Here is a 25785-nt window from a genome sequence, read left to right as displayed (position 1 = left end):
CACTCCTCCTCCGCAGGGGTGAGGCCGAACTTTTCTTTACGGATTCCTGACGCGCCACCCCCTTGACCGCGGACTGAACGCATGTTTAGCGTATTGAACATGCGTTCAGTCGATGATCGAACAGCGATGGCCCGGATCCGCGACGCCGCGATCGAGCAGTACGGGCAACACGGTTTCAGCGTGGGGCTGCGCACCATCGCCGAAGCCGCGGGCGTCAGCGCCGCGTTGGTGATCCACCATTTCGGTTCCAAGGAAGGCCTGCGCAAGGCATGCGACGCCTACGTGGCCGAGGTGGTGCGCGAGGCCAAGACCGAGTCCCTGCAGAGCAGCGACCCCGCGACCTGGCTGGCCCAGATGTCGGAGATCGAGTCCTACGCGCCGCTGATGGCCTATCTGGTCCGCAGCATGCAGTCCGGCAGCGATCTGGCCAAGACGTTCTGGCGCACCATGGTCGACAACGCCGAGCAGTACCTGGAAGAGGGTGTCCGCACCGGTCTGCTCAAGCCCAGCCGCGACCCGCGGGCCCGGGCGAGATTCATGGCGATATGCAGCGGCGGCGGATTTCTGCTGTACCTGCAGATGCACGACGACCCGACGGATCTGCGTCGGGTGCTGCGCGACTACGGCGAGGACATGATGCTGCCCGCCCTCGAGCTCTACACCGACGGCCTCATGACCGACTCCACCATGTACGACGCATTCCTGCATCAACGCGAACAAGGCATCCCGTTCAGTTCAGAACCCACGACCGAGACCAAGGAGCCAGCGTGAAGAACTCCGTCGAAATCCGCGGACTGTCAAAATCTTTCGGACGCACCAAGGCGCTCGATGGATTGAACCTGACTGTCTCCCCCGGCGACGTCACCGGCTTTCTCGGACCCAACGGCGCGGGTAAGTCCACCGCGATCCGGGTGCTGCTGGGCCTGCTGCGCGCCGACGGGGGCAGCGTGTCACTCCTGGGCGGTGACCCGTGGCGCGACGCGGTCGCCCTGCACCGCCGGATCGCCTACGTTCCCGGTGATGTCACGTTGTGGTCCAACCTGACCGGCATGCAGGCCATCGACTTCCTGTGCCGGCTGCGCGGCAATGGCGTCGACACGCGGCGCCGTGACGAACTGATCGAGCGGTTCGAACTGGACCCGCACAAGAAGGCCCGCACCTACTCCAAGGGCAACCGGCAGAAAGTCGCCATCGTCGCGGCGTTCAGCTGCCATTCCGAGCTCTACATTCTCGACGAGCCAACCTCCGGGCTGGACCCGTTGATGGAGAAGGCATTTCAGCAGTGCGTCGCCGAGGTAGCGGGCAACGGCGCCGCAGTCCTGCTGTCCAGCCACATCCTGGCCGAGGTGGAAAAGCTCTGCGACACCGTGACCATCATCCGATCCGGGCGCACGGTGCGTTCCGGCACCCTGGCCGAACTGCGGCACCTGATGCGGACCAAGGTCGTCGCGCGCACCCGCTCCGACGGACGTGCACTGCAGAACACTCCCTACGTCCACGACTTCACCAGTCATGACGGGACGGTGAGCTTCTCGGTGGACCGCAACGACCTGGAGTTCGCCATCGAGCACCTCACCGATCTGGGCATCGCGGATCTCACGGTCGCGCCGGCCTCCCTGGAAGACATGTTCCTGCGTGAGTACCAGGGAGTGTCACGATGACAACGGCAACCGCCGCGGCCACGTCGCCGTTCACCGGCACCGCAACGCTGTTGCGGCTGGCCCTGCGTCGCGACCGGGTGCGCCTCAGCGTCTGGCTGGCGGTACTGACCCTGATGATGGTCTACGCCCCCAACGCAATTCGGTTGGCCTACCCGGGCGAAGAGCAGCGACTGGCCAGGGTCAACCTGCTCAAGACGCCGGCCGGGATGATGCTCGGCGGCCCCATGTTCGGCGGCAACGAGACCGACCTCGGCGTGATGATGGCCAACGAGCTGACGCTCACCCTGACCGTCGCGACCTCGATCCTGGCGATTCTCACCGTGATTCGCCATACCCGGGCCGAAGAGGAGAACGGCAGCGCCGAACTGGTGCTCTCCTCGGTGGTGGGCCGCTACGCCCGTACCGCCGCGGCCCTGACCCTGGTCGGCGGCCTCAATGCCGTCCTCGCGCTCACCATGACCCTGGCCATGGCCTCCACCGGCTTCGCCGTCGTCGACACCGCCGCGATGTGTCTGGGCATCACGGGGGTCGCCATGGTGTTCGGTGCGGTCGCCGCGGTGACCGCCCAGCTGTGGCGGCAGGCCCGAACCGCCTCGGGCGCGGCAATGGCGACGCTGGCTCTGGCCGCGCTGGTGCGTGGGGCCGGCGACGTGATCGACAACTCGGGCAGCGTCCTGAGCTGGTTCTCCCCGATCGCCTGGGCGCAGCAGATGCGGCCGTTCGTCGGCCTGCGCTGGTGGCCGTTCGGCTTGCTGGTCATCCTGGCCGTCGCGTTGATGGCCGTGGCCGCGGTGCTGGAGCGTCGTCGCCAATACGACGCGGGCACCATCGCATCCGCGGGCGAGAAGCCCGACGCCGCCACCATCACCGGCCCGCTGCGACTGCACCTCACGCTGCAACGGGGCCAGACGATCGGCTGGGCGGTGGGCTTGTTCATGGCCGGCCTGGTGTTCGGCTCGATGACCAAAGCGCTGCTGGACGCGGCCAAGACCAACGAGTTGATCGCCCGGTTGCTTTCCACCACAGGCAACGACGGCATCTACACCACCATGACCCAGTTCCTGGCCGCAGCGGCCACCGCCTACGTCTCGTCGGTGGTGCTGCGGGTGTACACCGACGAGCAGAACGGGCTTGGCGAGCCGGTGCTGGCCGGTGCGGTATCGCGCCGGCACTGGCTGCTGGGCGCGGTCTGCTGCGCGCTGGCGGGTGCGGCGGTGCTGATGTTCAGCGCCGGGCTGGGCAATGGGCTTGGCGCCGGCCTGACGCTGGGAGAGCCCGGTACTATTCTCCGCCTCACCCTGGCCGCGCTCGCCTATCTGCCCGCGCTCGCCGTGGTGGCCGCGATCGCGGCGCTGGCCGTGGCACTGCGCGCGCCGTGGATCGCCTGGCTGACAGTCACCTTCGTTATCACCGCCCTGTACCTCGGAGCGTTGTTGCGCCTACCGCGCTGGCTGATCGAGCTGTCCCCGGTGGGGCAGACCACCGTGCCCAGCCAGTTCCCGGCCACGGCGCTGGTGGTGATGCTCATCGCCGCAACGGCTTTGGCAGCCGTTGCGGGCTGGATCTATCGCAACCGCGACGCGGTGTGAACCCGAAAGGAGTCAGACGATGAAACTCGCACTTCAGACAATCGCATCGGGCGTACTCGGCCTGGTGTTCTTCGCCGCGACGCTGTTCTGGCCGGCAGGCACGTTCCACTATTGGCAGGCCTGGGTTTTCGTCGCAGTGTTCATGGCCACCACCGTGGTGCCGAGCATGTATCTCGCGGTCAGGGACCCCGCGGCGCTGGAGCGACGGCTGCACGGCGGGCCGACCGCAGAAACGCGCATCGTGCAGAAGATCGTCATCTGGGCGGTCACGGGCTCGGCCATCGCGGCGTTCGTGCTCAGCGCCCTCGACCACCGGTTCGGCTGGTCCGGCGTGCCGACCGTGGTGGTCGTCCTCGGCAACGTGCTGGTCGCGGTCGGCCTCGTCCTGGCGCAGGCCGTGGTCTTCCAGAACAGCTTCGCCGGCGCCAGCATCCAGGTGGAGGACGAACAGCAACTCGTCTCGACCGGGCTCTACGGCCTGGTGCGTCACCCGATGTACTTCGGTGCGGTGTTGATGATGTTCGGCACCCCGCTGGCGCTGGGTTCCTACTGGGCCTTGCTCGTGTCCATCGTGTCGATACCGGTTTTCGGCGTACGGATCGCCGACGAGGAGAAGATGTTGCGCGCCGAACTCGACGGCTACGACGAGTACACCCGCAAGGTCCCCTACCGGCTGTTGCCCTACCTGTGGTGAGCGCAGCGAGATGAAGGTCGGTCTGCAAGCCGCCGTGTCCTCCGTCGTCGGCCTCGCGGTATTCGTGATCCTTGTGTTCGGGCCGGCCGGGACGTTCGACTACTGGCACGGCTGGGCGTTCATCGCCGTGTTCTCCGCCTTCTCGTTGCTGCCGAGCATCTATCTGGCGCTACACGATCCGGCGGCACTACGACGCCGAATGCAGGCCGGGCCGACTGCCGAGACCCGGCCGGTGCAGAAGTTCGCGAGCGCGATGGCGTTCCTGTTGCTCGCGGTCATGGTCGTGACCAGTGCACTGGACTACCGGTTCGGCTGGTCAGCCGTACCCGCGGTCGTGTCGGTGCTCGGAAATGTATTGGTGGCGAGCGGACTCGGCATCGCGATGCTCGTGGTCATCCAGAACAGCTATGCGGCCGCCAACGTCAAGGTGGAGGCCGGCCAGGCGGTGGTCTCGACCGGTCTGTACGGGCTCGTCCGGCACCCGATGTACATCGGCAACGTGATCATGATGGTCGGCATACCGCCGGCGCTCGGCTCGTATTGGGCACTGCTGCTGATCGTTCCGGGTGTGGCACTGCTGGCGGTGCGCATCATCGACGAGGAGAAGATGCTGCGCGCCGAACTCGACGGCTACGACGAGTACACCAGCAAGGTCCGCTACCGGCTGTTGCCCTACTTCTGGTGAGCCACGACGCGGGCGGCGGCTTCGACGGCGGCCGCCCGGCGCCCGGCGAGCACGGCCGCATCATCGGTGACCGCTTCGCGGCTCGGCAGATGCGCCCACGCCAGTCCGATGCCGAACAGCAGCACGATCAGCTCGGTCGAATCCCAGACCGGGTCGATGTGGCCGTCGGCCTGGGCGGTTTCGATCGCGTCGACCGCCTGAGCGTGTGGTGACGGACCGTCGGTCTGCGGTGCGTCTAGCGTGAACCCCTCCAGCTGGGCCCAACTGATCATGCGGAGATGCTCGGGCCGGCGACAGGCGAGATCGAAGATGTCCCCGACGAACTCGGGAACGGCGTCGGGCCGCAGTGTGACCGATCGGAAGAACTCGGCGCCGTCGGCGGCGAACACCTCGCGGAACAGGGTCTCCTTGTCACCGAAGTGCGCGTAGAGGCGTTCCTTGCTGGCGTGTGCGGCCTTGGCGATCCGGTCGATCCGAGCCCCGGCCAGCCCGTATTGCGCGAATTCGGCTCGAGCAGCGGCGAGGATCTCCCCGCGCAGTTCCGTCGTACTTCTCACAGCTGAATCATAACCAGACGAACTAGTTCGTTCGGTACGATGGCACCAACAGGTCCGAACATGTCGGGACTCCGACCAGCCGGCACCAGCCCCAGCACCCGTACACATCCGAGGAGCCGCCGCATGTCAGTCACCAAGATCGACGAGATCATGAATCAACCCAGCCACGTCCAAACCCTGCGCCGAGCGGTGGAAACCGTCGCCGACGGAATCGACCCGTTGGTGAAGGTGTACCAGCCCTATGTGGCCGGGCTGGAGAATCTCCCGCGCGACGGCCGATTTCTGTTGGTGGGCAACCACACCCAGTTCGGCACCGAGACCTTGCTGATCCCGTACATGGTGCGCCGCGAGATCGGGATGCGGGTGCGCCCGCTGACCGACCGCCGCTTCGGCGATATGCCCCGGCCTGTCTCTGACCTCATGGCGGCCTGCGGAGCCGTCGTGGGATCCCCCGAAGGCGCGGGCGAGCTGATGGCGCACGACGAGCCTGTCATGGTCTTTCCCGGCGGTGGCCGCGAGATCGGCAAGTTCAAGGGCGAGCAGTACAAGCTGCGCTGGGAGGGCCGCGCCGGATTCGCGCGCGTCGCCATCGAGCACGGTTACCCGATCGTTCCGGTCGCGCTGGTCGGCGGCGACGACGTGTACGTGGGCGTGACGACCCGCGACCACTGGCTCGGCCGGCTCAGCCAGTCGATCGGCGAGAAGCTGACCGGTCAGCGCGACATGGCCCTGCCGCTGGTCCGTGGCATCGGGCCGACGCTGATCCCGCGGCCACAGCGCATGTACGTCCGGTTCGCCGAACCCATCGACACCGTGAAACCGGCTCGGGTCCAGGATGCGAAATGGGTCGACACCGTGAAGCACCGCACGCAGGAATCGCTGGAGGAAAGCCTCGACGAACTGCTGGCCATCCGCCGCGAGGACCCCTACCGCGAACTGAACCCGATGGCCTGGCGCCACGCGACCCAGAGCGGATAACGGCGAACTGCCGGGGCCCGGGCCGAGTTCGCCGCATACTGCAGTAATGGAACTGTTGACCGGCTTTGGCCTGGCCACCGCGGCGGGGCTCAACGCCTACATCCCGTTGCTGGCCCTGGGCCTGCTGTCACGCTTCACCCATCTGGTGTCATTGCCTGCCGGGTGGTCCTGGTTGGAGAACGGCTGGGTCATGGCAATCGTCGCGGTACTGCTCCTCGTCGAGGTCGTCGCCGACAAGATCCCCGCGCTCGACTCCGTCAACGACACCATCCAGACGTTCGTCCGCCCGACCGCGGGCGGCATCGTGTTCGGGTCGGGCACCGCATCGCAGACCGCCGCGGTGGCCGATCCGGGCGCCTTCGCCCAGTCCGGTCAATGGGTGCCGGTGGCGATCGGTGCGATCACCGCATTGGTGGTCTCGTTGACCAAGTCCACGGTGAGACCCGCGGCCAATGTCGCCACCGCCGGGGTCGCGGCACCCGTGCTGTCCACTGTCGAGGACGTCACGAGCGTCGGGCTGGTCTTCGTGGCCATCCTGCTACCGATCCTGGTGCTTGTCGCCCTGGTGGCCCTGCTCTGGGGCGCCTTCCGGCTGTGGCGGTGGCGCAAGCGACGCGGAGAAGCCAAGATCGGCGTCAACGCACGGACCAATGCAGCGCCCCGGCCCGCCGCGGTGGATCCCTGGGAGTGACCCCGGACTGACGACGCGACGGGTCAGATCCACACGCCCTTGCCGACGGCGACCACGCCGCCCGCGCTGATCGCGAACCGCTCCCGGTCCTTGTCGAGGTCCACACCCACCATCTCGCCCGGACCCACGACCACGTTCTTGTCCAGGATCGCGTGGCGCACCACCGCGCCCCGGCCGATCCGCACCCCCGGCATCAGCACGCTGCCCTCCACGATGGCACCGTCGTCGATCACCACGTTGGAGGACAACACCGAATTGCGCACCGAGGCAGCCGAAATGATGCTGCCCGCACCGACCACCGACTCCTGCGCCGAACCGCCGTTGACGAACTTGGCGGGCGCCAGGTTCTCGGACTCACCGCGAATCGGCCAGCGCTTGTTGTAGAGGTTGAACACCGGGTGCACCGACACCAGGTCCATGTGCGCGTCGTAAAACGCATCCAGGGTCCCGACGTCGCGCCAGTAGCCGTGGTCGCGTTCGGTGGCCCCCGGTACCTCGTTGTTGTTGAAGTCGTAGACAGCGGCCATCCCGTCGGACACCAGCCGCGGGATGATGTCGCCACCCATGTCGTGGTCGGAGTGGTCGTCGTCGGCGTCGGCGCGGATCGCGTCGATGAGCACCTTGGTGGTGAAGATGTAGTTGCCCATCGACACGAAGGTCTGTTCGGGATCGTCGGGCGTACCCGGTGGGTCCGCCGGCTTTTCCACGAAATCCCTGATGCGCCCGGAGTCGTCGGCGTCGATGCAGCCGAACGCACTCGCCTCCGCGCGCGGCACCCGGATCCCGGCCACGGTTGCGCCGGCCCCGCTGTCGATGTGGAACCGCAGCATCTGCTCGGGATCCATCCGGTACACGTGGTCGGCGCCGAAGATGATGATGTAGTCCGGATCTTCGTCGTAGATCAGGTTGAGTGACTGGTAGATCGCATCGGCCGATCCGGTGTACCACCGAGGGCCGAGCCGTTGCTGGGCCGGCACCGGGGTGATGTACTCGCCGGCCAGGCCCGACAGCCGCCAGTTCTGACTGATGTGACGGTCCAGTGAATGCAACTTGTATTGCGTCAGAACGCAGATCCGCAGGTACCGGGCGTTCACCAGATTCGACAACACGAAGTCGATCAGCCGGTAGGCACCGCCGAAGGGAACTGCCGGCTTGGCGCGATCGGCCGTCAGCGGATACAGCCGTTTGCCCTCTCCCCCGGCCAGAACGATGCCCAGCACATGTGGCAACTCCCTCATGGCTCCAAACCTATCCGCCAACCAGCAACGCGGCCAGCCAATGGCAACAGAAGTGTCCGGCGTGTAGCTGGACCCACCGCGACCTACTACCGTCTCGGATATGCGGGTGGCCATGATGACTCGGGAATATCCACCCGAGGTGTACGGCGGTGCCGGGGTGCACGTGACCGAACTCGTCGCGCAGTTGCGGCAGCTGTGCGACGTCGACGTCCATTGCATGGGGGCCCCGCGCGACGGGGCCTTCGTGGCCCAGCCCGATCCCGCGCTACGGGGCGCCAACGCCGCGCTGTCGACGCTGTCCGCCGACCTCAACATGGTCAACTCCGCGGCGGCGGCCACCGTGGTGCACTCTCACACCTGGTACGCCGGGATGGCCGGGCACCTGACCGGACTGCTCTACGGCATCCCACATGTGCTGACCGCACACTCGCTGGAGCCACTGCGCCCCTGGAAGGCCGAGCAGCTGGGCGGCGGCTACCGGGTGTCGTCATGGGTGGAACGCACCGCGATCGAGGCCGCCGACGCGGTGATCGCGGTGAGCTCCGGCATGCGCCACGACGTGCTGCGAACGTATCCGGCGCTGGACCCCGGCCGGGTGCACGTGGTGCGCAACGGGATCGACACCGATGTCTGGTATCCGACCCCGCCGGCTGATACCGACTCGGTGCTCGCCGAGCTCGGGGTCGATCTGAGCCGCCCGATCGTGGCGTTCGTCGGGCGCATCACCCGCCAGAAAGGCGTGGCCCACCTGGTGGCCGCCGCCCACCGGTTCAGCCCCGAGGTGCAGTTGGTGTTGTGCGCCGGCGCCCCCGACACCCCCGAGATCGCTGCCGAAGTGTCCTCGGCGGTGGCCGAGCTGGCCCGGGCCCGCACCGGGGTTTTCTGGATACGCGAAATGCTGCCGATCAACAAGATTCGGGAAATACTCTCCGCTGCAACAGTTTTCGTGTGCCCGTCGGTGTACGAGCCGTTGGGCATCGTGAACCTGGAAGCGATGGCATGTTCGACGGCGGTGGTCGCCTCCGACGTCGGCGGGATTCCCGAGGTCGTCGCCGACCGGCAGACCGGCCTGCTCGTGCACTACGACGCCACGGACCCGCGCTTCTTCGAGATGCGCCTCGCAGACGCGGTCAACTCACTGGTGGCCGAGCCCGAAACCGCCCGAAAGTACGGCGAGGCCGGACGCCAGCGCTGCATCGCGGAGTTCTCCTGGGCGCACATCGCCGAACAGACCCTGGAGATATACCGCAAGGTGTCCGCCTGAGGGGACACCTTGCGAGTCGATCAACTGGTGACGGACTTGAGTTCGTCGCCCAGCGCAGCGGCCTCGTCGGGAGTCAGTTCGACAACGAGGCGCCCACCGCCTTCCAGCGGTACTCGCATAACGATTCCTCGCCCCTCTTTGGTTGCTTCCAGTGGACCGTCACCAGTCCGGGGCTTCATCGCCGCCATCGAGTGCTCCCTCCAACAGTGCCGACCCGCGTCAGCGGGCCAGGTTGGGGCCGAAGCCGCCCACTCGTTGACGGCACCCGGCGTTGAACTGCTACTGAACTACCCCTATTGTTCCTTATCCGCGGCGGTGGTTGTGCAAAGACCCGTCTGATACCGACCGAAGGCATGTTTTACCGGTCTCAATTACCGGGCCGGGACCCAGCAGGCCGCGATGTGGTCGTCGACCATCCCGGTGGCCTGCATCAACGCATATGCCGTGGTGGGCCCGACGAACTTGAAGCCCCGGCGCTTGAGTTCCTTGGCCATGGCGGTCGATTCCGGGGTCACTGCAGGCACTTGTGCCAGGTCAGCGGGCCGCGGCCGGGCCGGCGGGGCGAACGACCACAGCAGCTCGCTCAAATCGACATCGAGCTCGGTGACCGCCCTCGCGTTGGCGATGGTCGCGACGATCTTGGCCCGGTTACGGACGATGCCGGTGTCGGCCATCAACCGCTCGACGTCGTCGTCGGTGTACTTGGCCACCGTGTCGGCGTCGAACCCCTCGAACGCGGCGCGGAAATTCTCCCGCTTTCGCAGGATGATCAGCCAGCTCAGCCCGCTCTGGAAGGCCTCCAGGCTGATCCGCTCGAACAGGGCAGCCGAATCCCGCAGCGGCCTGCCCCACTCCGTGTCGTGATAGTCGCGGTAGAGCGTGGAATCCCCGGCGGCATCCACCGCCCAGCCGCACCGGATCCGGGCGTCGGCGGTGCCGACAATTCGGCTGGTGTCATCGGTCATGACTCCTCCGGGGTGCGGACCTCTCCTGCGGTGGCCGACACCTCCTCGTCGTCATCCTCGTCGTCGAGGTCCTCGGGCACACCGTAAGCCGCGCGTACTGCAGCCAGCTCTCCACGCACCGCGTCCAGTTCACGGCCCAGCCGATCCAGTACCCAGTCCACCTCGCTGGTCTTGTAGCCGCGGACGACCTGGGCGAACTTGAGCGCATCCACATCGGCACCGGTGACCCCCGAGGCAGGCAGAACCGTGGCGGTCGTGCCCCGGGGAAGCGGCGGCAGCGTCTCACCCCGGCCGAAGATGACGCTGCCCAGACCGAACAGCACCGTGGCCACCAGGACCAGCACCACCAGGTACAGCAGTATCAGTGTCACGCCTTCGATACTGCCTCACGCATGTGACACCTAACGCGGGCGCAGGGTCACCATGGGCGGGCGGTCGGCCAGGGAGACCGACGACACCCGCGGGGTGAAGCCGTCACCGTCGGCGTAGAACTGCGTCAGCCCCACCCCTGAATCGGCGATCCCGCAGCGCGACAGCAGGGTCGCGATGACCTGCCGGCTCATCGAGGCCAGCTCGGTCAGCGGACGGTTGCGGTGCGCCCGGACGCCCAGGTTCACCTGCGCGATGGCATCCAGGCCGAGCCGGTCGTAGGTGTCGACCAGCAGGCCGATCTCCACGCCGTAGCCGGGCGCGAACGGCACCGAGGTCAGCAGCTCACGCGTGCCGGCGTACTCGCCGCCCAACGGCTGCAGCACGCAGTTCAGTTCGGGGCGCAGCGAGGCCAGCAGCGGCCGCGCCACCAGCTCGGTGACCCGGCCACCGCCGTTGGCGTCCTCGGCGCCGCTGACCTTGAGCGGTCGCCGGTAGAACGCCTTGACCAGGTGCACACCGTCGGTGGTGAGCAGCGGCCCCAGAAGCTTGGGGACGAACATCGGGTCAGGGTCGATCAGGTCGGAGTCGACGAAGGCGATGATGTCGCCCGTGGTGGCGGCCAGCGACCGCCACAGCACCTCGCCCTTGCCGGGCTGCGGGGCGACCTCGGGCAGCGCCACCTCGCGGCTGATCACCCGGGCCCCGGCGGCGACCGCGCGGATCTCGGTGTCGTCGGTGGAACCCGAGTCGAGCACGATCAGCTCGTCGACCAGCCCGCCCAGCAGCGGGGTGATGGTCTCCACGACGGAGGCGACGGTTTCTTCCTCGTTGAGGGCGGGCAGCACCACCGAGACCGTGCGGCCCGCCTTGGCGGCCTCCAGTTCGGCGATGGTCCAGCTCGGCCGGTTCCAGCTGTGGTCGGTCAGCCAGCGATGACCGACGACTCCGTCGGCAACGGACAGATCAGGCAGAGCGGTCATGCCAACCCCCTCACTGTTCGTGCGGGTGCCCGCACTCCCTGGATCGACGCGACCATCTCCAGCACGCGCCGTGTGGGTCCGACCTCGTGTACCCGGAACATGGCGGCACCATCCGCGGCGGCCAGAGCCGTCGCTGCCAGGGTGCCCTCCAGGCGCTCGGTCAGATCCACACCCAGAGTCTCCCCGACAAAATCCTTGTTGCTCAGCGCCATCAGGACTGGCCATCCGGTCTTAACAAGATCTTTTACGTGGCGCAACAAACTAAGACCGTGATGAGTGTTTTTACCGAAATCATGGGTTGGGTCGATCAGGATCCGGTCCCGCGGGACACCCGTTGCTACCGCCCGCTCGGCCGCGGCGGTCACCTCGGCGATGACGTCGTCGACGACGCCGTGTTCGGTGATCCCGTAGTTCACCCGGAACGGCCGGGTGCGCGGCACCGCACCGCCGGTGTGTGAGCACACCAGACCGGCGCCGAATTCGGCGGCCACCTCGGGCAGTCCCGGATCGGCCCCCGCCCAGGTGTCGTTGATCAGGTCGGCCCCGGCCGCACAGGCCTGCTTGGCCACGGCCGCGCGCCAGGTGTCGACGCTGATCAGCTGGTCGGGATAGGTGGAGCGCAGCCATTCGATGAACGGCACGACACGGGCGATCTCCTCGTCGGCGTCGACCGTGCTGCCCGGGCCCGCTTTGACCCCGCCCACGTCGACCACGTCGGCGCCCTCTTCGATCACGCGCTGTGCCGCCGCCTTGGCGGCGTCGTCGCTGAAGGTGGCCCCGCGGTCGTAGAACGAGTCCGGCGTCCGGTTGACGATGGCCATGATCAGCGCACGGTCAGCCGCAACCGGGCGCCCGCAGAACAGGCCGTTGAACGTCGACAACACGCCTCCATAGTGCCTGGTGCGGCATCCGCGCCAACATTCGCGCCGCATCCGCGCCGTTTTCTACCGAGTGGTGGTGACCGGACGCTGTGGACAACACAGCGGTAGAAATCGGCGCGGAGTCGTGAGCCCGTCTACTTGGGCCGCTGACCTGCCGTCACTTCTTCGGGGTACTCCGGGTAGAACGGCACGTAGCCGTCCTCCTTGCCCGCCAGCACGTACAGCGGGTCCTCGATGTCGGACCCGTAGCCCTGCTTGCGCAGGTCAACCTTCTGGCTCTTGAACGTCGAGGTGTGGGCCAGTTCGGAGACCACGCGGACGAACAGCGGGACGGCGTAGGCCGGCAGATGGCTGTAGAAGGCGTCGGCCAGTGTCTTGCCGTCGAACTGTTTGCCGTCTTTGAGCTGCACCGCGGCCATCCCGGCACGGCCGCCGGCACCGGGTACCTCGACGCCGAACACGGTGCACTCCTCGATCAGCGGGTTGCTGGCGACGGCGGCCTCGACCTCGGTGGTGGCCACGTTCTCACCCTTCCACCGGAAGGTGTCACCGAGCCGGTCGGCGAACGCGGCATGGCCCAGCCCCTGCGAGCGCATCAGGTCACCGGTGTTGAACCAGACGTCGCCGTCCTTGAACGCGTTGCGCACCAGCTTCTTCTCGCTGGCCGCCTTGTCGGTGTAGCCGTCGAACGGCTGCAGCGCACTGATCTTCGACAGCATCAGCCCCGGCTCGCCGCGCTTGACCTTGCGCAGCCGGCCGTCGGCGCCACGGGCGGGTTCGCCGCTGTCGGCGTCGTATTCGACGAAGGCCACCGGGCTCGGGCAGATGCCGGTGGACTTCGAGACGTTGAAGACGTTGACGAAGGCGGTGTTGCCCTCACTGGCGGCGTAGAACTCGCAGACGCGCGGGATGCCGAACCGCTCGGTGAACTCGTCCCAGATGGCAGGCCGCAGCCCGTTGCCGACGATGACCCGCACCTTGTGGGCGCGGTCGGTCGGCTTGGGCGGCTGGTTGAGCAGGTAGCCGCAGATCTCGCCGATGTAGACGAACGCGGTGGCGTCGTAGGCGATGACCTCGTCCCAGAACCGTGACGCCGAGAACGACTTGCCCAGCGCCAGGGCCGCCCCCGAGTTCAGCGCCGATCCGACGGAGACGGTCAGCGCGTTGTTGTGATAGAGCGGCAGGCAGCAGTACAGGGTGTCGTCGCTGTGAAGCCGCAGCCCGAGGCCGCCGAATCCGGCCAGGGCGCGCAGCCAGCGGTAGTGCGTCATGACGCTGGCCTTGGGCATGCCGGTGGTGCCCGAGGTGAAGATGTAGAAGGCCTTGTCCTTGGCCAGCACGGCCGACGTGCTGGCCGGGTTGGTGGTCGGCGCGGTGGACGCCAGCCGGCGCAGCTCCTCGACCGTGATCAGGCCGTTGACCTCGGCCCCGCATTCGGTGACGTGCTCGATCAGATCGGACTCGGCGACCACTGCCGCGGCCTTGAGCAGCCCGAAGCTGTGGGCCAGCACCTTGCCGCGCTGGTGGTAGTTGAGCATCCCGGCGACGGCGCCGCACTTGACGATCGCGAGCATCAGCAGCACGGCGTCGGGCGAGTTGCGCAGCATCACCCCGACGACGTCGCCGTGGCCGACGCCTTTGGCGGCCAGCACCGCCGCATAGCGGTTGACCGTCTCGTTGGCCTCGCGGTAGGTGATGCGCTCGTCACCGAACTTGAGGAAAACCCGGTCGGCGTACTGGGCGGCCCGCTCCTGGAACACCTTGCCGATCGAGGTCTTGGCCGTCGGCCGAGCCATCATTCCGGTGAGCACGCCGCGTGCGATGACCGGCGCGTCCATCAGCAGACCGGGTACCTGGCTGGCGAGGTCGAGTAGGCCGACGCTGCTCCTGGTGCCCGATTTCTGGTCGGTCATGCGGTCTCCCCCTGCGCGTTGTTGTGGGTCTCGAGATGGCTCTCGTGTGGCCAACACCATAACCGCGCTGGTAACCGCCGTTACCGCCGGTTCTACATAAGTGCGGCGCACACGTCGAGCGCTGCGGCGACCTCGTCGACGACGATCAGCCGGTCCAGGGCCTGGCTACTCACGTAGCCGGAGTCGACGAGTCCGCGCAACCAGTTCAACAATCCGTCATAGTGGCCGAACGGGTCCAGCAGTACGACGGGCTTTTCGTGCATCCCCAGGTAGCCGGCCGTCCAGGCCTCGAAGAACTCTTCCAGGGTGCCGATGCCACCGGGCAGCGCGATGAACGCGTCGGAGCGGTCCTCCATCTCCTTCTTGCGCTCCCGCATGGTGTCGGTGACCACCAGTTCTGCGGCGTCCACATCGGCGAGTTCGCGGTGTACGAGCGCCTTGGGAATCACCCCGACAGTGCGTCCGTTGGACGAGCGTGCCGCGCGCGCGACCGCGCCCATCGCCGAGACGTTGCCGCCGCCGGAAACCAACGTCCATCCACGCTTGGCGATCGCCACCCCGACCTCACTGGCCAATGCCAGTAGCTCGGGATGGGTGGGACCAGAAGCGCAATAGACACACACCGCAAACTCGCGGTCAGTTTCACCGGACACGTACACAACGTAAAGGGTGCTGGTAAACCACCGATGTCCGGTGGGCAATGTCAGTTGGGTGATGCCAGCTGGGCGATGTCGGTGCGCGGATGGACTAAGCCCCGTCTCACGGGGAGACTGAACGGAACGCGGAGGGGCGATCCTGGTGACTGACGACGTCGATCAACCGACACGGTTGAGCCGCGAGTTCATCCTGGACACCGCGATCGAGCTGATCGATCGCGACGGCCTGACGAAACTGACCATGCGACGGCTGGGCACGGCCTGCGGTGTCGAGGCGATGGCGCTCTACCGCTATGTCCACAGCCGGGGCGACCTGTTGACCGGGGTCGTCAACCACATCGTGGACCGTCTCTACGCCGATCAGCTCGCCGCGCGGCGGCAGGAGGACGGCTGGCAGGACTTCCTGCTCCGGCTCGGTCACGGCGTGCGCCAGATCGCCATCGAGCATCCCGAGGTGTTCCCGCTCGTGGCCACCGAGGCGCCGGAAGCCCCGTGGGTGCGGCCGCCGCTGCGCAGCCTGCGCTGGATGGAGACGTTTCTGGAGACCTTGATCTCCTACGGGTTCAGCGACAGCGCCGCTGTGGCCGCCTACCGGACTTACACCACCTTCCTGGTGGGCCAGTTGCTGCTGGAGGTGTCCGCGCGCGGTGTCGCGCTCAGCCCGGACGAGGCTGTTCTCGACGATGAGCCGCGTCCCGACACGACGCTGGCCGACTACCCGAACCTGCGCCGGCTGCAGCCGATGCTGGCCGAAGACCACAGCACCGATGAGTTCGAGGAGGCGCTGGAAGCCCTTCTGGACCGCATCGAAACCTGGCTGGATGGGTCCTGACCAGGTTCAAGATCAGTCGCGTTTACAACGTAAACTCAGACGGTTATGCTCGATTTCACCGTGGAATCGACCCAGCAGAATCACGAGCTGCACTGGACAGCTCGCACCGCACCCGAAGGCCTCATCGTTCAGGTCTCGGGAGAAGTCGATGCCCACAACGAGTCCGTCTGGCAGCGCATGCTCAGCGAGTCGGCCGCCGCCGCCCGTGAGTCCTCCGTGCTCGTCGTGGACGCCGGATCCCTGGATTTCATGAGCTGTGGGGCGCTGGTCGCCCTGGCCAAACAATCCGTCGAAAGCCGCCAGCGTGGGGTCACCGTTCGTCTGGTCATCCGTCAGCCCAGCATCAGGCGAATCATCACCGAATGCGGCTTCGACGACACGGTGTCAGCGCATCCGGACCTCAATTCGGCGCTGAACGGCCACGGCCCCCCATAGGATTCGGTGGATGGCTGTCGACTGGGTGATCGCACCGCGTGACCGCGTACTCGACGGCTTGGAGGCGGGCCTGCACGAACGTTGCGGCGCAGCGCTGCTCGGCCCCGCCGGCGTCGGCAAGACCTCTGTGGCCCGCACTGCGGCCGAACATCTCGCGGACGATTTCCGACGGGTCGTGTGGATCACGGGCACCGAATCGGCCGCCGCGATTCCGTTCGCGGCGGTGGCCCACCTGATCGACATCCCTTCGGCAGGCAAGACCGCCGACGTCCTGCGGGCCGCACGCGAGGCGCTCGGGACCGAGCTGCTGCTGGTCATCGACGACGCGCATCTGCTGGACCGGTTGTCGGCTGCCCTGGTGTACCAACTCGCGGTGAGCGGAGCGGCCAAACTCATCGTCACCGCCGCCGCGACACAGGCACCCGATGACGTCGCGGCGCTGTGGGGTGACGGCCTGGTGAGTCGCGTCGAGATGTCCCCGCCGGGCCACGATGACGCCCGACTGGCCGATCAGGTGGCCGGGTTTCTCGCCGACCTGCCCGGCGGTGCCGTGGCCGTACTGCGGCAACTGGCGGTCCACGACCCGCTGCCGCTGTCGGATCTGATGGCGCTGACCAGCACCGAGGCGGTACAAGAAGCACAACGATCCGGCGTGGTGTGCGTCGACGGGGCAGTCGGGCGTTGTGTGCATCCGCTGTTTCTCACCGCGATGCGGGCAACGATCGGCGGGCCCGACCTGCGGCGGCTGCGCAGCACGCTGGTCGAGCGCTGGTCAGCTGCGCCTCGGCCCGGTGTGGTCGACCGGCTACGGGTGGCGGTGCTGGCACTCGACAGCGACGTGCACCTGCCCGACGACGAGCTCGTCGGCGCGGCCGGCGAGGCGCTTCGCCTGGGAGACCTGGAACTGAGCGAGCGTCTGGCGCGCGCGGCGACAGCGGCCGGCGCCGGTTTCAGAGGCCTCCTCACTTTGGCGTATGCACTGGCGTGGCAGGGCCGCGGCCGTGAGGCCGACGCCGTCCTGGGACAGATCGATCCGGCCGGCCTGCCCGAGGACCAGTTGATGGCGTGGGCACTTCCGCAGGCGGCCAACCAGTTCTGGATGTTGTCGCAACCCGAGCGTGCCACCGCCTTCCTGCGCGCCACCCGCCGCCGGGTGTCGACGCCGACAGCGCAGACCACGCTCGACGCCCTGGCGGCGACCTTCGCGATGAATGCCGGTACGCCACAACGAGCCCTGGGCCTGGCACAGGAGGTCCTGGACTCGCCCGCCGCCGATGACACCGCGATCGGCTGGGCAGGGTCGACGGCGGCGCTGAGTTGCGCGCGGATCGGGCTTTTCGATCAGGTCGACGCGATGGCGCAGCGCGCGCTGGCGGCGGGGCATCCCGGACTGCTGCGGTTCACCAGCGGATTCGGCCAGACCACGGCGTTGCTGATGACCGGCAGGCTCGACCGGGCACACGAAACGGCCCGGAGCATCACCGACTTCACCCAACTGCTGCAGCCCGGCCGCGCCATCGGTGAGGTGTTGATGGCCGACGTGTTGCTGGTCCGCGGCCAACACGATGAGGCGATCGCCTTGTTGCGCAAGGCAACCGCCGCCCTGGCGCCGACCGGATACTCCTGGGGACCACTGGGCTGGATGTTGTTGGCACAGGCACTCGGTCAACGCGGCATGCCCGTTGAGGCAGGAAAGGCACTGTCGCGGGCGGAATCGCGGCACGGGCTCAAGTCGATGCTGTTCGCGCCGGAGCTGGCGCTGGCCCGCGCCTGGACCTGTTCTGCGCGCGGCGATTCGGTGGGTGCGGTGACGGCGGCCCGCGAGGCGGTGAAGGCCGGCGAGCGCGGCGGTCAATCCGCGGTGATGCTGCGCGCCCTGCACGACGGCGTGCGACTGGGCGATACTCGCGCCGTCGATGCGCTGGCCCGCGTGGACCTGGATTGCGTGTTCGGCCGGTTGACGCTGGAGCACGCCCGTGCGCTGGCGGCCGGGGACAGTGCCGGGCTGCAGCAGGTCTCGGATCGGTACCGCGATGTCGGGATGGTTGCCGCCGCCGACGACGCGGCACGTCAGGCCCGCTGAACTTGCCGCACGGCACCCACTCGCGCCGACAGTAGAATGCGCAGTTAGACCGCACGATCTCCAGGGGGCCCGATGAACCAGCTCGTCGCCAACACAGGCGCGATCACCGGCCTGCAAGGCATCGTCGACGGCGTCAGCGGCGACATCAACAGCTTCAAGAACTCGTTCAGCGGCCCGTCGGACCTCGCGTCCAGCCACGGCGCCATCGGCTTCCCGATGCAGAACGCGTTCGACGGTGCGTCGTCCGCCCGGGAGGGCGCATTGGGTGCCACCCAGGTCGCCGCAGGCAGGATGGCCGAACTGCTCGGCAAGGCCTCGCAGGCGTACGCGCGTGGCGATATGGATGCCGCCGAGCGGCTCAAGGCGCAGGCCGATGCACTCGGTGGAGGCAGCGGCGCCCCCGCGGCCGCGGCGGGGGGCGGCAGTGGCGCCGAAGCCGCGAGCTCGGGAGCGGGCGGTGCCGGCCAGATGATGGGCCAGTTCAGTCAGATGGCCGGGCAGATGGCGCAGTCCGTCACCCAGCCGCTTCAGGGCCTGACCCAGGCGATGACGCAGGTTCCGCAGCAGGTCATGCAGGGCGTGCAGGGCATCGTCGAAAGCGCCACCCAGGCTGCCGGAAGTGGCGGGGAAGCCGCCTCACTGGCAGCCGACGCCGGCGGTTCGGGGGCCGAACAGGCCGTCAAGGCAGCCGACCACCAGGGTCCCGGCGATGACCGCGGGGACGGCCCCGCCGACCAGCACGACGGCAGGGACGACAAGAAGGACGACGCCGAGCACCGCGGTCGCGACGGTGAGCCCGGCGGCCCAGCCGAGGCCGGAGCCGCCGCGGACCGAAGCTACGAGCAACTCGGCAGCCGCAGCGCCGGCCCGGTCCCGACCCAGATCCACAACATCAACCCGCGGCGGCTGTAGCGCTCAACTCGCCGCCGTCCAGCCGCAGCCAGCGGTCGATGCCGATGGCATCGAGGAACCGTTCGTCGTGGCTCACCACCACGAACGCCCCGCGGTAGGCGTTCAGCGCCGATTCGAGCTGTCCCACACTGACCAGGTCGAGGTTGTTCGTCGGCTCGTCCAGGAGCAGCAGCTGAGGCGCGGGTTCGGCGTAGAGCACGCACGCCAGCGTCGCCCGTAGGCGCTCCCCGCCCGACAGTGCCGCCACCGGCAGGTGGATCCGGTCCCCGCGAAACAGGAACTGCGCCAACAGATGCATACGCCGGGTGTGTGACAGGCTCGGCGCGGCGGCAGCCAGGCTCTCGGCCACCGTCCGGTCATCGGCCAGCAGGTCCAGGCGCTGCGACAGGGACGCGATGCGCCCGTCGGCCCGCTGCACCGTCCCGGAGTCGGGCTCCAGTGTGCCGTCGACGATCCGCAGCAACGTCGACTTGCCCGCCCCGTTGGGGCCGGTCAGGGCGATCCGTTCCGGGCCCCGAATCGACATACTGATTCCGTTGTCGGCGAACAGTTTTCGTCCGCCCCGGCTGATCTGCAGCCCATCTCCCGCGAACACCGTGCGCCCTGCGGGCACCACGGTGCCGGGCAGGTCCAACGCGATCACCTTGTCGTCACGCAACGCTCGTTCGGCTTGGTCGAGCCGGGATCGCGCGTCGTCGACCCGCCGGGCGTGTACGTCGTCGGCGCGGGCCGCCGATTCCTGGGCATCACGTTTGAGCTTGCCTGCCACGATCTTCGGCAGCCCGGCGTCCTTGACGTTGCGCGCCGCGTTCGACGAGCGTCGTGCGGCCCGCTCGCGGGCCTCCTGCATCTGCCGCTTCTCACGCTTGAGCTGCTGCTCGGCGTTGCGGATATTGCCCTCGGCGACCTCCTGCGCAGCATCGACGGCTTCTTGGTAAGCGGTGAAATTGCCTCCGTAGAACACGATTTCGCCCCGGTACAGCTCGGCGATCTGATCCATCCGGTCCAGCAGCACCCGGTCGTGACTGACCACGAGCAGGCAACCGGTATAGCTGTCGAGTGCGTCGTACAGGCGCGTCCTGGCCTCGCTGTCCAGGTTGTTGGTGGGCTCGTCGAGCAGGAGCACGCCCGGGCGCTTCAGTAGTTGAGCGGCCAGCCCCAGCGACACCACCTCCCCGCCGGACAACGTCCCCAACCGGCGGTCCAGGGCCAGGCCGTCCAGCCCGAGCCGGTCCAACTGTGCGCGGGAACGTTCCTCGATGTCCCAGTCGTCGCCGATGGCGGTGAACACCTCCTCGCCGGCGTCACCGTCGGCCAGCGCCGCCAAGGCGTCGAGCACGGGCGCCACACCCAGCACCGCGGCGACGGTGAGATCGGCTGTGAACGGCAGGCTTTGGGGCAGGTAACCGACTGGGCCGTCAGCGACGACTGAACCTGCCGAGGGACGGTATTCGCCGGCGATCAGTTTGAGCAGCGTGCTCTTTCCGGCGCCGTTGGGCGCGACCAGGCCGGTGCGGCCGGGTCCGACGGAAAACGACAGGTCCGAGAACAGCTCGACGTCGTCGGGCCAGGAGAACGACAAATGGGAACAGACAACAGACATGCTGGTACTCCAAAGTGATGCGGGCAGCAGGGCACCGCGTGGAGGGACAGGAACGAATCGACTCTCGGGATCACCCGGAGATGTCGTCTCCCAGCATGTTTTCGGCCCACCTCGGTTGACAGCAGATGCGTTACCCATAGTACGCACGCACGCAACCGGTTTACGGTTCAGAACGTCCCGCGCAACCGATCCAGTTGTCGCCGTTCACGTTTCGTCGGCCGGCCGGCTCCCCGATCGCGCACCGGAACGGCAGCCACCATCTCCTTGGGCGGCGGGGGCGGACTGCGGTCGATCAGGCACTCCGATGCGATGGCGGCACCGACCCTCTTGGCGATGGGCCGGATGACCTCCACGATCCGTTCCCGTCCGTCCAGCCTCACCCGTACCTCGTCACCGGCGCTCACGTGCTGCGCCGGTTTGGCGGGCACGTTGTTGACCCGGACGTGGCCGCCGCGACAGGCGGCAGCGGCCGCGGACCGGGTCTTGGTGATGCGCACCGCCCAGATCCAGCTGTCGACGCGGACGGTGCTCATGTCAGATAGCGCCGCAGCATGTCGGTGACCGCGGTGATCTGGGCGACCTCGACCCGCTCGTCGACCTTGTGGGCGAGGTTGGGATCACCCGGCCCATAGTTGACGGCGGGGATGCCCAGCGCGGCGAACCGGGACACATCCGTCCAGCCGTACTTGGCGCGGACCTGTCCCCCGGCGGCGGCCACCAACGCGGCGGCAGCCGGTTTGGCCAATCCCGGCAGGGCGCCCGCGGCGGCGTCGGTCAGATCGATGGTGACGTCGAGCCTGTCGAACACATCGTGCACGTGGGCGACGGCCTGCTCGACGCTGCGGTCCGGGGCGAACCGGAAGTTGACGGTCACCGAGGCGGCGTCGGGGATGACGTTGCCGGCGATGCCGCCGTCGATGCGTACCGCAGACAGACCTTCCCGGTAGATGCAGCCGTCGATGTCGACATCGCGGGGCTGATACGCGGTGAGCCGGTCGAGTACCGCACCGAGTTTGTGAATCGCGTTGTCGCCCAGCCAGGACCGCGCGGAATGGGCGCGGGTGCCGGTGGCGCCGATGACGACCCGGATGGTGCCCTGGCAGCCGGCCTCGATGAAGCCGCCCGAGGGTTCGCCGAGGATCGCGACGTCGGCCTGCAGCCAATCCGGCAGCTCGCGTTCGATGCGGCCCAGCCCGTTGGCGCTGGACTCGATCTCCTCGCAGTCGTACATGACCAGGGTGATGTCGTGGCTCGGCTCGGCGATGGTCGCGGCCAGGTGCAGGAACACAGCGTCGCCCGACTTCATGTCCGAGGTGCCACAGCCCCACATCTCACCGTTCTTGATGTGGCTGGGCAGGTTGTCGGCGACGGGAACGGTGTCGGTGTGACCGGCCAGCATCACCCGCGACGGGCGGCCCAGGTTGGTACGGGCCAGGACTGCGTCGCCGTTCCGGATCACTTCGAACCACGGTGCCTGCGCACGCAGCGCGGCCTCGATCTCGTCGGCGATGAGCTGTTCGTGGCGCGATTCGCTGGGGATGTCCACCAGCGCGGCGGTCAGCGCGATCGGATCGGCACGCAGGTCTAGCCCCATAGCCTCCGAGGCTAGTCCAGTAACCTAGGCCAACGTGACTGCAGCATCTGGCGTCGGCCTGGCCACCATCACCGCCGACGGGACCGTCCTGGACACCTGGTTTCCCGCTCCTGAGCTCAGCGCCTCCGGCGACGCCGGCACGGTGACGCTCACGGGTGACGATGTGCCCGTCGAGTTCGCGGGCCTGACCGGCCCCGACGCCGACCGTGGCGTCGAGGTGGTGGCGGTGCGCACCACGATCGCCGACCTCGCGGACAAGCCGGCCGACGCGCATGACGCCTACCTGCGGCTGCACCTGCTCTCGCACCGGCTCGTGGCCCCGCACGGCGCCAACATGGACGGGATCTTCGGGGCGCTGGCCAACGTGGTGTGGACCAACTTCGGACCGTGCGCGGTCGAGGGCTTCGAGACGGTGCGCGGCAAGCTGCGCCGCCGCGGGGCCGTTGCGGTCTACGGCGTCGACAAGTTCCCGCGGATGGTCGACTACGTGCTGCCGTCGGGCGTGCGGATCGCCGATGCCGACCGCGTCCGCCTCGGTGCGCACCTGGCCGCGGGCACGACGGTCATGCACGAAGGGTTCGTGAACTTCAACGCCGGCACGCTGGGCACCTCGATGGTCGAGGGCCGGATCTCGGCCGGGGTCGTGGTAGACGACGGCTCGGACATCGGTGGCGGTGCGTCGATCATGGGCACGCTCTCCGGTGGCGGCAAAGAGGTGATCTCGGTGGGCAAGCGCTGCCTGCTGGGCGCCAACGCGGGCCTCGGCATCTCACTCGGCGACGACTGCGTGATCGAGGCCGGGCTGTATGTCACCGGCGGCACCAAGGTGACCACCGCCGACGGCCAGACCACCAAGGCCGTCGAGCTGTCCGGGGCCAACAACCTGCTGTTCCGTCGCAACTCGCTGTCGGGTGCGGTCGAGGTGGTCAAGCGTGACGGCACCGGCATCACGCTCAACGAAGCGCTGCACGCCAACTAGGACCGCTGAATCCGGCCCACGTGGGGTCCCCGCCCCACGTGGGTCTGATTTCACAGCCGGCTACCGACAGGGTTGGCAACAGCCAATCGCACTGCTCCTGTCACAGTTCGCGAAGACGCGGCACAAAGGCCAACGTTCGAGCAGTCAGGCTAGGTACACGGCACCCCGTGCGGGCCACCCACCCAGTGTCCTGGCGGCGACTGCCACGGGCACCACTTCTTGACCTGTCCGGGCGGGCCCAGGTTGGCCCCCGGATTCCAGTCGACCCAACCCGGGCCAGGAATCCACGGAATGTTCGGACCCCATCCAGGGTCAGCCTGCGCCGAACCCGCGCCCATTCCGAGCGAGCCAAGGCCGAGCGCACCGGCGATCATCGCCGTTCCAGCGGCTTTCTTGAAATTCATGCGTGCCTCCAAACCGAGGCAGGGCGCTGACGTGCGGTTAACGCCCCGTCATTACCCAACGTACCCCTATTCGGCGGCGAGCACGCAGAACTCGTTGCCCTCAGGGTCGGCCAGCACCACCCACGTCTCGTCACCCTGACCGACGTCGACGTGGCGGGCCCCGAGACCGATCAGCCGGTCCACCTCGGCCTGCTGATCATCCGGAGTGAAGTCCGGATGCACGCGGTTCTTGACCACCTTGGCCTCTGGCACGGGCGTGAACAACCAGGTCGGACCCGCACCCTGTGGCGGGGTGAGGATCACGTCACCGTCGGAATCGGTGTGGGAGGGCCAGCCGAGCACCTTCGACCACCACGCCCCCAACGCTTCAGGGTCGTGGGCGTCGATGCAGATCTCGGAGAACTTCAGGCCCATTGCGCCAGTTCCTTTTTCATCACCTTGCCCATCGCGTTGCGCGGCAGGCTGTCGACCAGCCGGACCTCACGTGGCCGCTTGTGAGCTGAAAGTTGTTGGGCGACAAATTCGATCAGTGTGTCGGGGGCCGCATCTCCGACGACGAACGCGACGATCCGCTGACCGAGATCGTCGTCGGGTACCCCGACAACGGCCACCTCGTCGACGCCGTCATGGCCCAGCAGCACTGTCTCGATCTCACCGGCGCCGATGCGATAACCGCCCGATTTGATCAGGTCCACCGACTCCCGGCCCACGATGCGGTGCATACCGTCGGCGTCGATGACCGCGACGTCTCCGGTGCGGTACCAGCCGTCGGGATCGAAGGCCTCTGCGGTGGCCTCGGGCCGGTTGAGGTAGCCACTGAACACCATGGGGCCCTTGATCTGCAGCCGGCCGATGGTTTCGCCGTCGTGCGGCACCGGCGCGCCGTCGTCGTCGACGAGCCGGGTCTGCACCCCGTCCAGCGGCAACCCGACCCAGCCGGGCCTGCGCTCGCCGTCCACCCGGGTGCTCAGCGTGATCAACGATTCGGTGCTGCCGTAGCGCTCCACCGGCGCGTGCCCGGTCAGGCGCACCAACTCGTCGAACACCGGCACCGGCAGCGGCGCACTGCCGGAGACCAGCAGTCGCGCCGTGGACAGGGCCAGCGCCGAGTCGAGGTCCTTGACCACGCGCGACCACACTGTCGGCACCCCGAAGTACAGCGTGCCCTGCGCCTGCGCGTACGCGGCCGGGGTCGGTTTCCCGGTGTGTATGAAACGGTTTCCGATCCGCAGTGAGCCCAGCAGGCCCAGCACCAGGCCGTGCACGTGGAACAGGGGCAGACCGTGCACCAGGGTGTCGGCGGCGGTCCACTGCCACGCCGCGGCCAGCGCGTCGATGTCGTCGGCGATGGCCCGGCGGCTGATCGGCACGCCTTTGGGGGCGCCGGTGGTGCCCGAGGTGTACATGATGATCGCGGTCGAATTCGGTGCCGGCTCGGGATAGCGGTGCCAGGATCGGGCGTGCAGCCGCACCGGGATGTGCGGCAACCCCTCGGTCTCCTCGGGCTTCTCCCCCAGCCAGGCCTGGGCGCCGGAGTCGGTCAGGATGTGCCGGCGTTCGGCGGCACCGACGTCGGCGGGTACCGGGACCACCGGCACGCCGGCGATCAGGCATCCGATGATGGCGAGGACTGTCGTCGGGGTCGGTGTCGCCAGGACGGCGACACGATGCGCGACCGCCACCCGCTCGGCCACCGAGGTGGCGGCGCCGACGAGATCACTGCGGCTGAGCACCGTGCCGTCGATGGACACGGCGTCGGCCAGCTCGGCGCCGGCGGCGACGGCTGCGGGGTTCAAAGAGGCCAGCAACACCCTTGTGA

At 67.9% G+C, this 25785-nt stretch carries 28 protein-coding genes; 13 read left to right on the top strand and 15 right to left on the bottom strand.

What is annotated here, in order from left to right; genetic code table 11:
• Nucleotides 1-99 precede the first annotated feature (99 nt).
• Genes ACNQR1_RS12090 through ACNQR1_RS12070 form a run of 5 tightly spaced genes read left to right on the top strand, consistent with a single transcriptional unit; the run spans nt 100 to nt 4629 of the window.
• A complete protein-coding gene (locus tag ACNQR1_RS12090; protein WP_418046274.1) occupies nt 100-771 on the top strand; it encodes a TetR family transcriptional regulator in 672 nt (223 codons plus the stop codon).
• Nucleotides 768-1661 carry an ATP-binding cassette domain-containing protein gene (locus tag ACNQR1_RS12085; RefSeq protein ID WP_418046273.1) on the top strand — a complete coding sequence of 298 codons (894 nt, stop codon included), beginning with the start codon at nt 768-770 and terminating at the stop codon, nt 1659-1661. The genes ACNQR1_RS12090 and ACNQR1_RS12085 overlap by 4 nt, the downstream gene beginning before the upstream one ends.
• Nucleotides 1658-3250, top strand: a complete 1593-nt coding sequence (locus ACNQR1_RS12080; protein WP_418046272.1) for an ABC transporter permease — start codon at nt 1658-1660, stop codon at nt 3248-3250. Before ACNQR1_RS12085 ends, ACNQR1_RS12080 begins: the two co-directional genes overlap by 4 nt.
• 19 nt (nt 3251-3269) lie before the next feature.
• Nucleotides 3270-3944, top strand: a complete 675-nt coding sequence (locus tag ACNQR1_RS12075; RefSeq protein WP_418046271.1) for a methyltransferase family protein — start codon at nt 3270-3272, stop codon at nt 3942-3944.
• 10 nt (nt 3945-3954) lie between these two features.
• Nucleotides 3955-4629 carry a methyltransferase family protein gene (locus tag ACNQR1_RS12070; protein WP_418046270.1) on the top strand — a complete coding sequence of 225 codons (675 nt, stop codon included), beginning with the start codon at nt 3955-3957 and terminating at the stop codon, nt 4627-4629.
• Here ACNQR1_RS12070 and ACNQR1_RS12065 read toward each other — a convergent pair.
• Nucleotides 4617-5186: a TetR family transcriptional regulator gene (locus ACNQR1_RS12065; RefSeq protein WP_418046269.1), complete on the bottom strand. Its 570-nt coding sequence runs from the start codon at nt 5184-5186 to the stop codon at nt 4617-4619. The genes ACNQR1_RS12070 and ACNQR1_RS12065 overlap by 13 nt on opposite strands.
• A gap of 123 nt (nt 5187-5309) precedes the next feature.
• Here ACNQR1_RS12065 and ACNQR1_RS12060 point away from each other — a divergent pair, with 123 nt between their 5' ends.
• Nucleotides 5310-6164 (top strand): lysophospholipid acyltransferase family protein, encoded by an 855-nt coding sequence (locus tag ACNQR1_RS12060; protein WP_418046268.1) that lies wholly within the window; start codon nt 5310-5312, stop codon nt 6162-6164.
• A 46-nt stretch (nt 6165-6210) separates the two neighbouring features.
• Nucleotides 6211-6855 (top strand): DUF4126 domain-containing protein, encoded by a 645-nt coding sequence (locus tag ACNQR1_RS12055; RefSeq protein WP_418046267.1) that lies wholly within the window; start codon nt 6211-6213, stop codon nt 6853-6855.
• Between the two features lie 23 nt (nt 6856-6878).
• Here the strand turns inward: ACNQR1_RS12055 and glgC are convergent, their stop codons facing one another.
• Nucleotides 6879-8093: a glucose-1-phosphate adenylyltransferase gene (glgC, locus tag ACNQR1_RS12050; RefSeq protein ID WP_418046266.1), complete on the bottom strand. Its 1215-nt coding sequence runs from the start codon at nt 8091-8093 to the stop codon at nt 6879-6881.
• Between the two features lie 100 nt (nt 8094-8193).
• On the opposite strand from glgC, the gene glgA reads away from it, so the two are divergent.
• Nucleotides 8194-9357 (top strand): glycogen synthase, encoded by a 1164-nt coding sequence (gene glgA, locus ACNQR1_RS12045; protein ID WP_418046265.1) that lies wholly within the window; start codon nt 8194-8196, stop codon nt 9355-9357.
• 20 nt (nt 9358-9377) lie between these two features.
• Here glgA and ACNQR1_RS12040 read toward each other — a convergent pair whose 3' ends face one another.
• From ACNQR1_RS12040 to ACNQR1_RS12010, 7 genes are all read right to left on the bottom strand, one after another.
• On the bottom strand, nt 9378-9545 hold the full coding sequence (locus tag ACNQR1_RS12040; RefSeq protein WP_011211259.1) for a DUF3117 domain-containing protein: 168 nt from the start codon (nt 9543-9545) through the stop codon (nt 9378-9380).
• Nucleotides 9546-9728: 183 nt separating this feature from the next.
• On the bottom strand, nt 9729-10322 hold the full coding sequence (locus ACNQR1_RS12035) for a DNA-3-methyladenine glycosylase I (RefSeq protein ID WP_418046264.1): 594 nt from the start codon (nt 10320-10322) through the stop codon (nt 9729-9731).
• On the bottom strand, nt 10319-10693 hold the full coding sequence (locus ACNQR1_RS12030; protein ID WP_418046263.1) for a DivIVA domain-containing protein: 375 nt from the start codon (nt 10691-10693) through the stop codon (nt 10319-10321). Before ACNQR1_RS12030 ends, ACNQR1_RS12035 begins: the two co-directional genes overlap by 4 nt.
• Nucleotides 10694-10723: 30 nt before the next feature.
• Complete coding sequence (locus ACNQR1_RS12025; RefSeq protein WP_418046262.1) at nt 10724-11674, bottom strand: glucosyl-3-phosphoglycerate synthase; 951 nt, start codon at nt 11672-11674, stop codon at nt 10724-10726.
• A complete protein-coding gene (folP, locus tag ACNQR1_RS12020) occupies nt 11671-12495 on the bottom strand; it encodes a dihydropteroate synthase (RefSeq protein WP_418050344.1) in 825 nt (274 codons plus the stop codon). The genes ACNQR1_RS12025 and folP overlap by 4 nt, the downstream gene beginning before the upstream one ends.
• Before the next feature lie 194 nt (nt 12496-12689).
• Nucleotides 12690-14468, bottom strand: coding sequence for a long-chain-acyl-CoA synthetase FadD6 (fadD6, locus tag ACNQR1_RS12015; protein ID WP_418046261.1), 1779 nt, complete (start codon nt 14466-14468; stop codon nt 12690-12692).
• A gap of 92 nt (nt 14469-14560) precedes the next feature.
• A complete protein-coding gene (locus ACNQR1_RS12010; protein WP_418046260.1) occupies nt 14561-15121 on the bottom strand; it encodes a TIGR00730 family Rossman fold protein in 561 nt (186 codons plus the stop codon).
• 145 nt (nt 15122-15266) lie between these two features.
• On the opposite strand from ACNQR1_RS12010, the gene ACNQR1_RS12005 reads away from it, so the two are divergent.
• The 4 genes from ACNQR1_RS12005 (at nt 15267) to ACNQR1_RS11990 (ending at nt 19386) form a co-directional block, all read left to right on the top strand.
• On the top strand, nt 15267-15956 hold the full coding sequence (locus ACNQR1_RS12005; protein ID WP_418046259.1) for a TetR/AcrR family transcriptional regulator: 690 nt from the start codon (nt 15267-15269) through the stop codon (nt 15954-15956).
• 45 nt (nt 15957-16001) lie between these two features.
• Nucleotides 16002-16391, top strand: coding sequence for an anti-sigma factor antagonist (locus ACNQR1_RS12000; RefSeq protein ID WP_418046258.1), 390 nt, complete (start codon nt 16002-16004; stop codon nt 16389-16391).
• Nucleotides 16392-16401: 10 nt separating this feature from the next.
• A complete protein-coding gene (locus tag ACNQR1_RS11995; protein WP_418046257.1) occupies nt 16402-18474 on the top strand; it encodes an AAA family ATPase in 2073 nt (690 codons plus the stop codon).
• Nucleotides 18475-18546: 72 nt separating this feature from the next.
• On the top strand, nt 18547-19386 hold the full coding sequence (locus ACNQR1_RS11990; RefSeq protein WP_418046256.1) for a type VII secretion target: 840 nt from the start codon (nt 18547-18549) through the stop codon (nt 19384-19386).
• Here the strand turns inward: ACNQR1_RS11990 and ACNQR1_RS11985 are convergent.
• The 3 genes from ACNQR1_RS11985 to dapE all read right to left on the bottom strand — a co-directional run bounded on the left by ACNQR1_RS11985 (nt 19367) and on the right by dapE (nt 22583).
• Entirely contained in the window at nt 19367-20989 is a 1623-nt protein-coding gene (locus ACNQR1_RS11985) for an ABC-F family ATP-binding cassette domain-containing protein (protein ID WP_418046255.1), read from the bottom strand. The two genes, ACNQR1_RS11990 and ACNQR1_RS11985, sit on opposite strands and share 20 nt — an antisense overlap.
• Before the next feature lie 167 nt (nt 20990-21156).
• Nucleotides 21157-21522, bottom strand: a complete 366-nt coding sequence (locus tag ACNQR1_RS11980) for an RNA-binding S4 domain-containing protein (protein ID WP_418046254.1) — start codon at nt 21520-21522, stop codon at nt 21157-21159.
• Nucleotides 21519-22583, bottom strand: a complete 1065-nt coding sequence (gene dapE / locus ACNQR1_RS11975; RefSeq protein WP_418046253.1) for a succinyl-diaminopimelate desuccinylase — start codon at nt 22581-22583, stop codon at nt 21519-21521. Before dapE ends, ACNQR1_RS11980 begins: the two co-directional genes overlap by 4 nt.
• A gap of 34 nt (nt 22584-22617) precedes the next feature.
• Here dapE and dapD point away from each other — a divergent pair, with 34 nt between their 5' ends.
• On the top strand, nt 22618-23562 hold the full coding sequence (gene dapD, locus ACNQR1_RS11970; protein ID WP_418046252.1) for a 2,3,4,5-tetrahydropyridine-2,6-dicarboxylate N-succinyltransferase: 945 nt from the start codon (nt 22618-22620) through the stop codon (nt 23560-23562).
• A gap of 149 nt (nt 23563-23711) precedes the next feature.
• Here the strand turns inward: dapD and ACNQR1_RS11965 are convergent, their stop codons facing one another.
• From ACNQR1_RS11965 to ACNQR1_RS11955, 3 genes are all read right to left on the bottom strand, one after another.
• The gene (locus ACNQR1_RS11965) at nt 23712-23966 is read right to left on the bottom strand and encodes a hypothetical protein (protein WP_418046251.1); all 255 of its coding nucleotides are present in this window, start codon (nt 23964-23966) and stop codon (nt 23712-23714) included.
• 66 nt (nt 23967-24032) lie between these two features.
• The gene (locus ACNQR1_RS11960) at nt 24033-24380 is read right to left on the bottom strand and encodes a VOC family protein (RefSeq protein WP_418046250.1); all 348 of its coding nucleotides are present in this window, start codon (nt 24378-24380) and stop codon (nt 24033-24035) included.
• Nucleotides 24371-25777 (bottom strand): acyl-CoA synthetase, encoded by a 1407-nt coding sequence (locus ACNQR1_RS11955; RefSeq protein ID WP_418046249.1) that lies wholly within the window; start codon nt 25775-25777, stop codon nt 24371-24373. Before ACNQR1_RS11955 ends, ACNQR1_RS11960 begins: the two co-directional genes overlap by 10 nt.
• Nucleotides 25778-25785 lie beyond the last annotated feature (8 nt).

Source organism: Mycobacterium sp. 48b, from assembly GCF_048282725.1.
Classification (GTDB): Bacteria; Actinomycetota; Actinomycetes; order Mycobacteriales; family Mycobacteriaceae; genus Mycobacterium.
This window is presented reverse-complemented; position numbering and strand designations above follow the sequence as displayed.

Excerpts from the sequence above, each read along its gene's own strand:
- ACNQR1_RS12090 (WP_418046274.1), top strand. The coding sequence starts at position 100 with ATGCGTTCAGTCGATGATCGAACAGCGATGGCCCGGATCCGCGACGCC.
- ACNQR1_RS12080 (WP_418046272.1), top strand. The coding sequence starts at position 1,658 with ATGACAACGGCAACCGCCGCGGCCACGTCGCCGTTCACCGGCACCGCA.
- ACNQR1_RS12075 (WP_418046271.1), top strand. The coding sequence starts at position 3,270 with ATGAAACTCGCACTTCAGACAATCGCATCGGGCGTACTCGGCCTGGTG.
- ACNQR1_RS12070 (WP_418046270.1), top strand. The coding sequence starts at position 3,955 with ATGAAGGTCGGTCTGCAAGCCGCCGTGTCCTCCGTCGTCGGCCTCGCG.
- ACNQR1_RS12060 (WP_418046268.1), top strand. The coding sequence starts at position 5,310 with ATGTCAGTCACCAAGATCGACGAGATCATGAATCAACCCAGCCACGTC.
- ACNQR1_RS12055 (WP_418046267.1), top strand. The coding sequence starts at position 6,211 with ATGGAACTGTTGACCGGCTTTGGCCTGGCCACCGCGGCGGGGCTCAAC.
- glgC (WP_418046266.1), bottom strand. The coding sequence starts at position 8,093 with ATGAGGGAGTTGCCACATGTGCTGGGCATCGTTCTGGCCGGGGGAGAG.
- glgA (WP_418046265.1), top strand. The coding sequence starts at position 8,194 with ATGCGGGTGGCCATGATGACTCGGGAATATCCACCCGAGGTGTACGGC.
- ACNQR1_RS12040 (WP_011211259.1), bottom strand. The coding sequence starts at position 9,545 with ATGGCGGCGATGAAGCCCCGGACTGGTGACGGTCCACTGGAAGCAACC.
- ACNQR1_RS12035 (WP_418046264.1), bottom strand. The coding sequence starts at position 10,322 with ATGACCGATGACACCAGCCGAATTGTCGGCACCGCCGACGCCCGGATC.
- ACNQR1_RS12025 (WP_418046262.1), bottom strand. The coding sequence starts at position 11,674 with ATGACCGCTCTGCCTGATCTGTCCGTTGCCGACGGAGTCGTCGGTCAT.
- folP (WP_418050344.1), bottom strand. The coding sequence starts at position 12,495 with ATGGCCATCGTCAACCGGACGCCGGACTCGTTCTACGACCGCGGGGCC.
- fadD6 (WP_418046261.1), bottom strand. The coding sequence starts at position 14,468 with ATGACCGACCAGAAATCGGGCACCAGGAGCAGCGTCGGCCTACTCGAC.
- ACNQR1_RS12000 (WP_418046258.1), top strand. The coding sequence starts at position 16,002 with ATGCTCGATTTCACCGTGGAATCGACCCAGCAGAATCACGAGCTGCAC.
- ACNQR1_RS11995 (WP_418046257.1), top strand. The coding sequence starts at position 16,402 with ATGGCTGTCGACTGGGTGATCGCACCGCGTGACCGCGTACTCGACGGC.
- ACNQR1_RS11990 (WP_418046256.1), top strand. The coding sequence starts at position 18,547 with ATGAACCAGCTCGTCGCCAACACAGGCGCGATCACCGGCCTGCAAGGC.
- ACNQR1_RS11985 (WP_418046255.1), bottom strand. The coding sequence starts at position 20,989 with ATGTCTGTTGTCTGTTCCCATTTGTCGTTCTCCTGGCCCGACGACGTC.
- ACNQR1_RS11980 (WP_418046254.1), bottom strand. The coding sequence starts at position 21,522 with ATGAGCACCGTCCGCGTCGACAGCTGGATCTGGGCGGTGCGCATCACC.
- dapE (WP_418046253.1), bottom strand. The coding sequence starts at position 22,583 with ATGGGGCTAGACCTGCGTGCCGATCCGATCGCGCTGACCGCCGCGCTG.
- ACNQR1_RS11965 (WP_418046251.1), bottom strand. The coding sequence starts at position 23,966 with ATGAATTTCAAGAAAGCCGCTGGAACGGCGATGATCGCCGGTGCGCTC.
- ACNQR1_RS11960 (WP_418046250.1), bottom strand. The coding sequence starts at position 24,380 with ATGGGCCTGAAGTTCTCCGAGATCTGCATCGACGCCCACGACCCTGAA.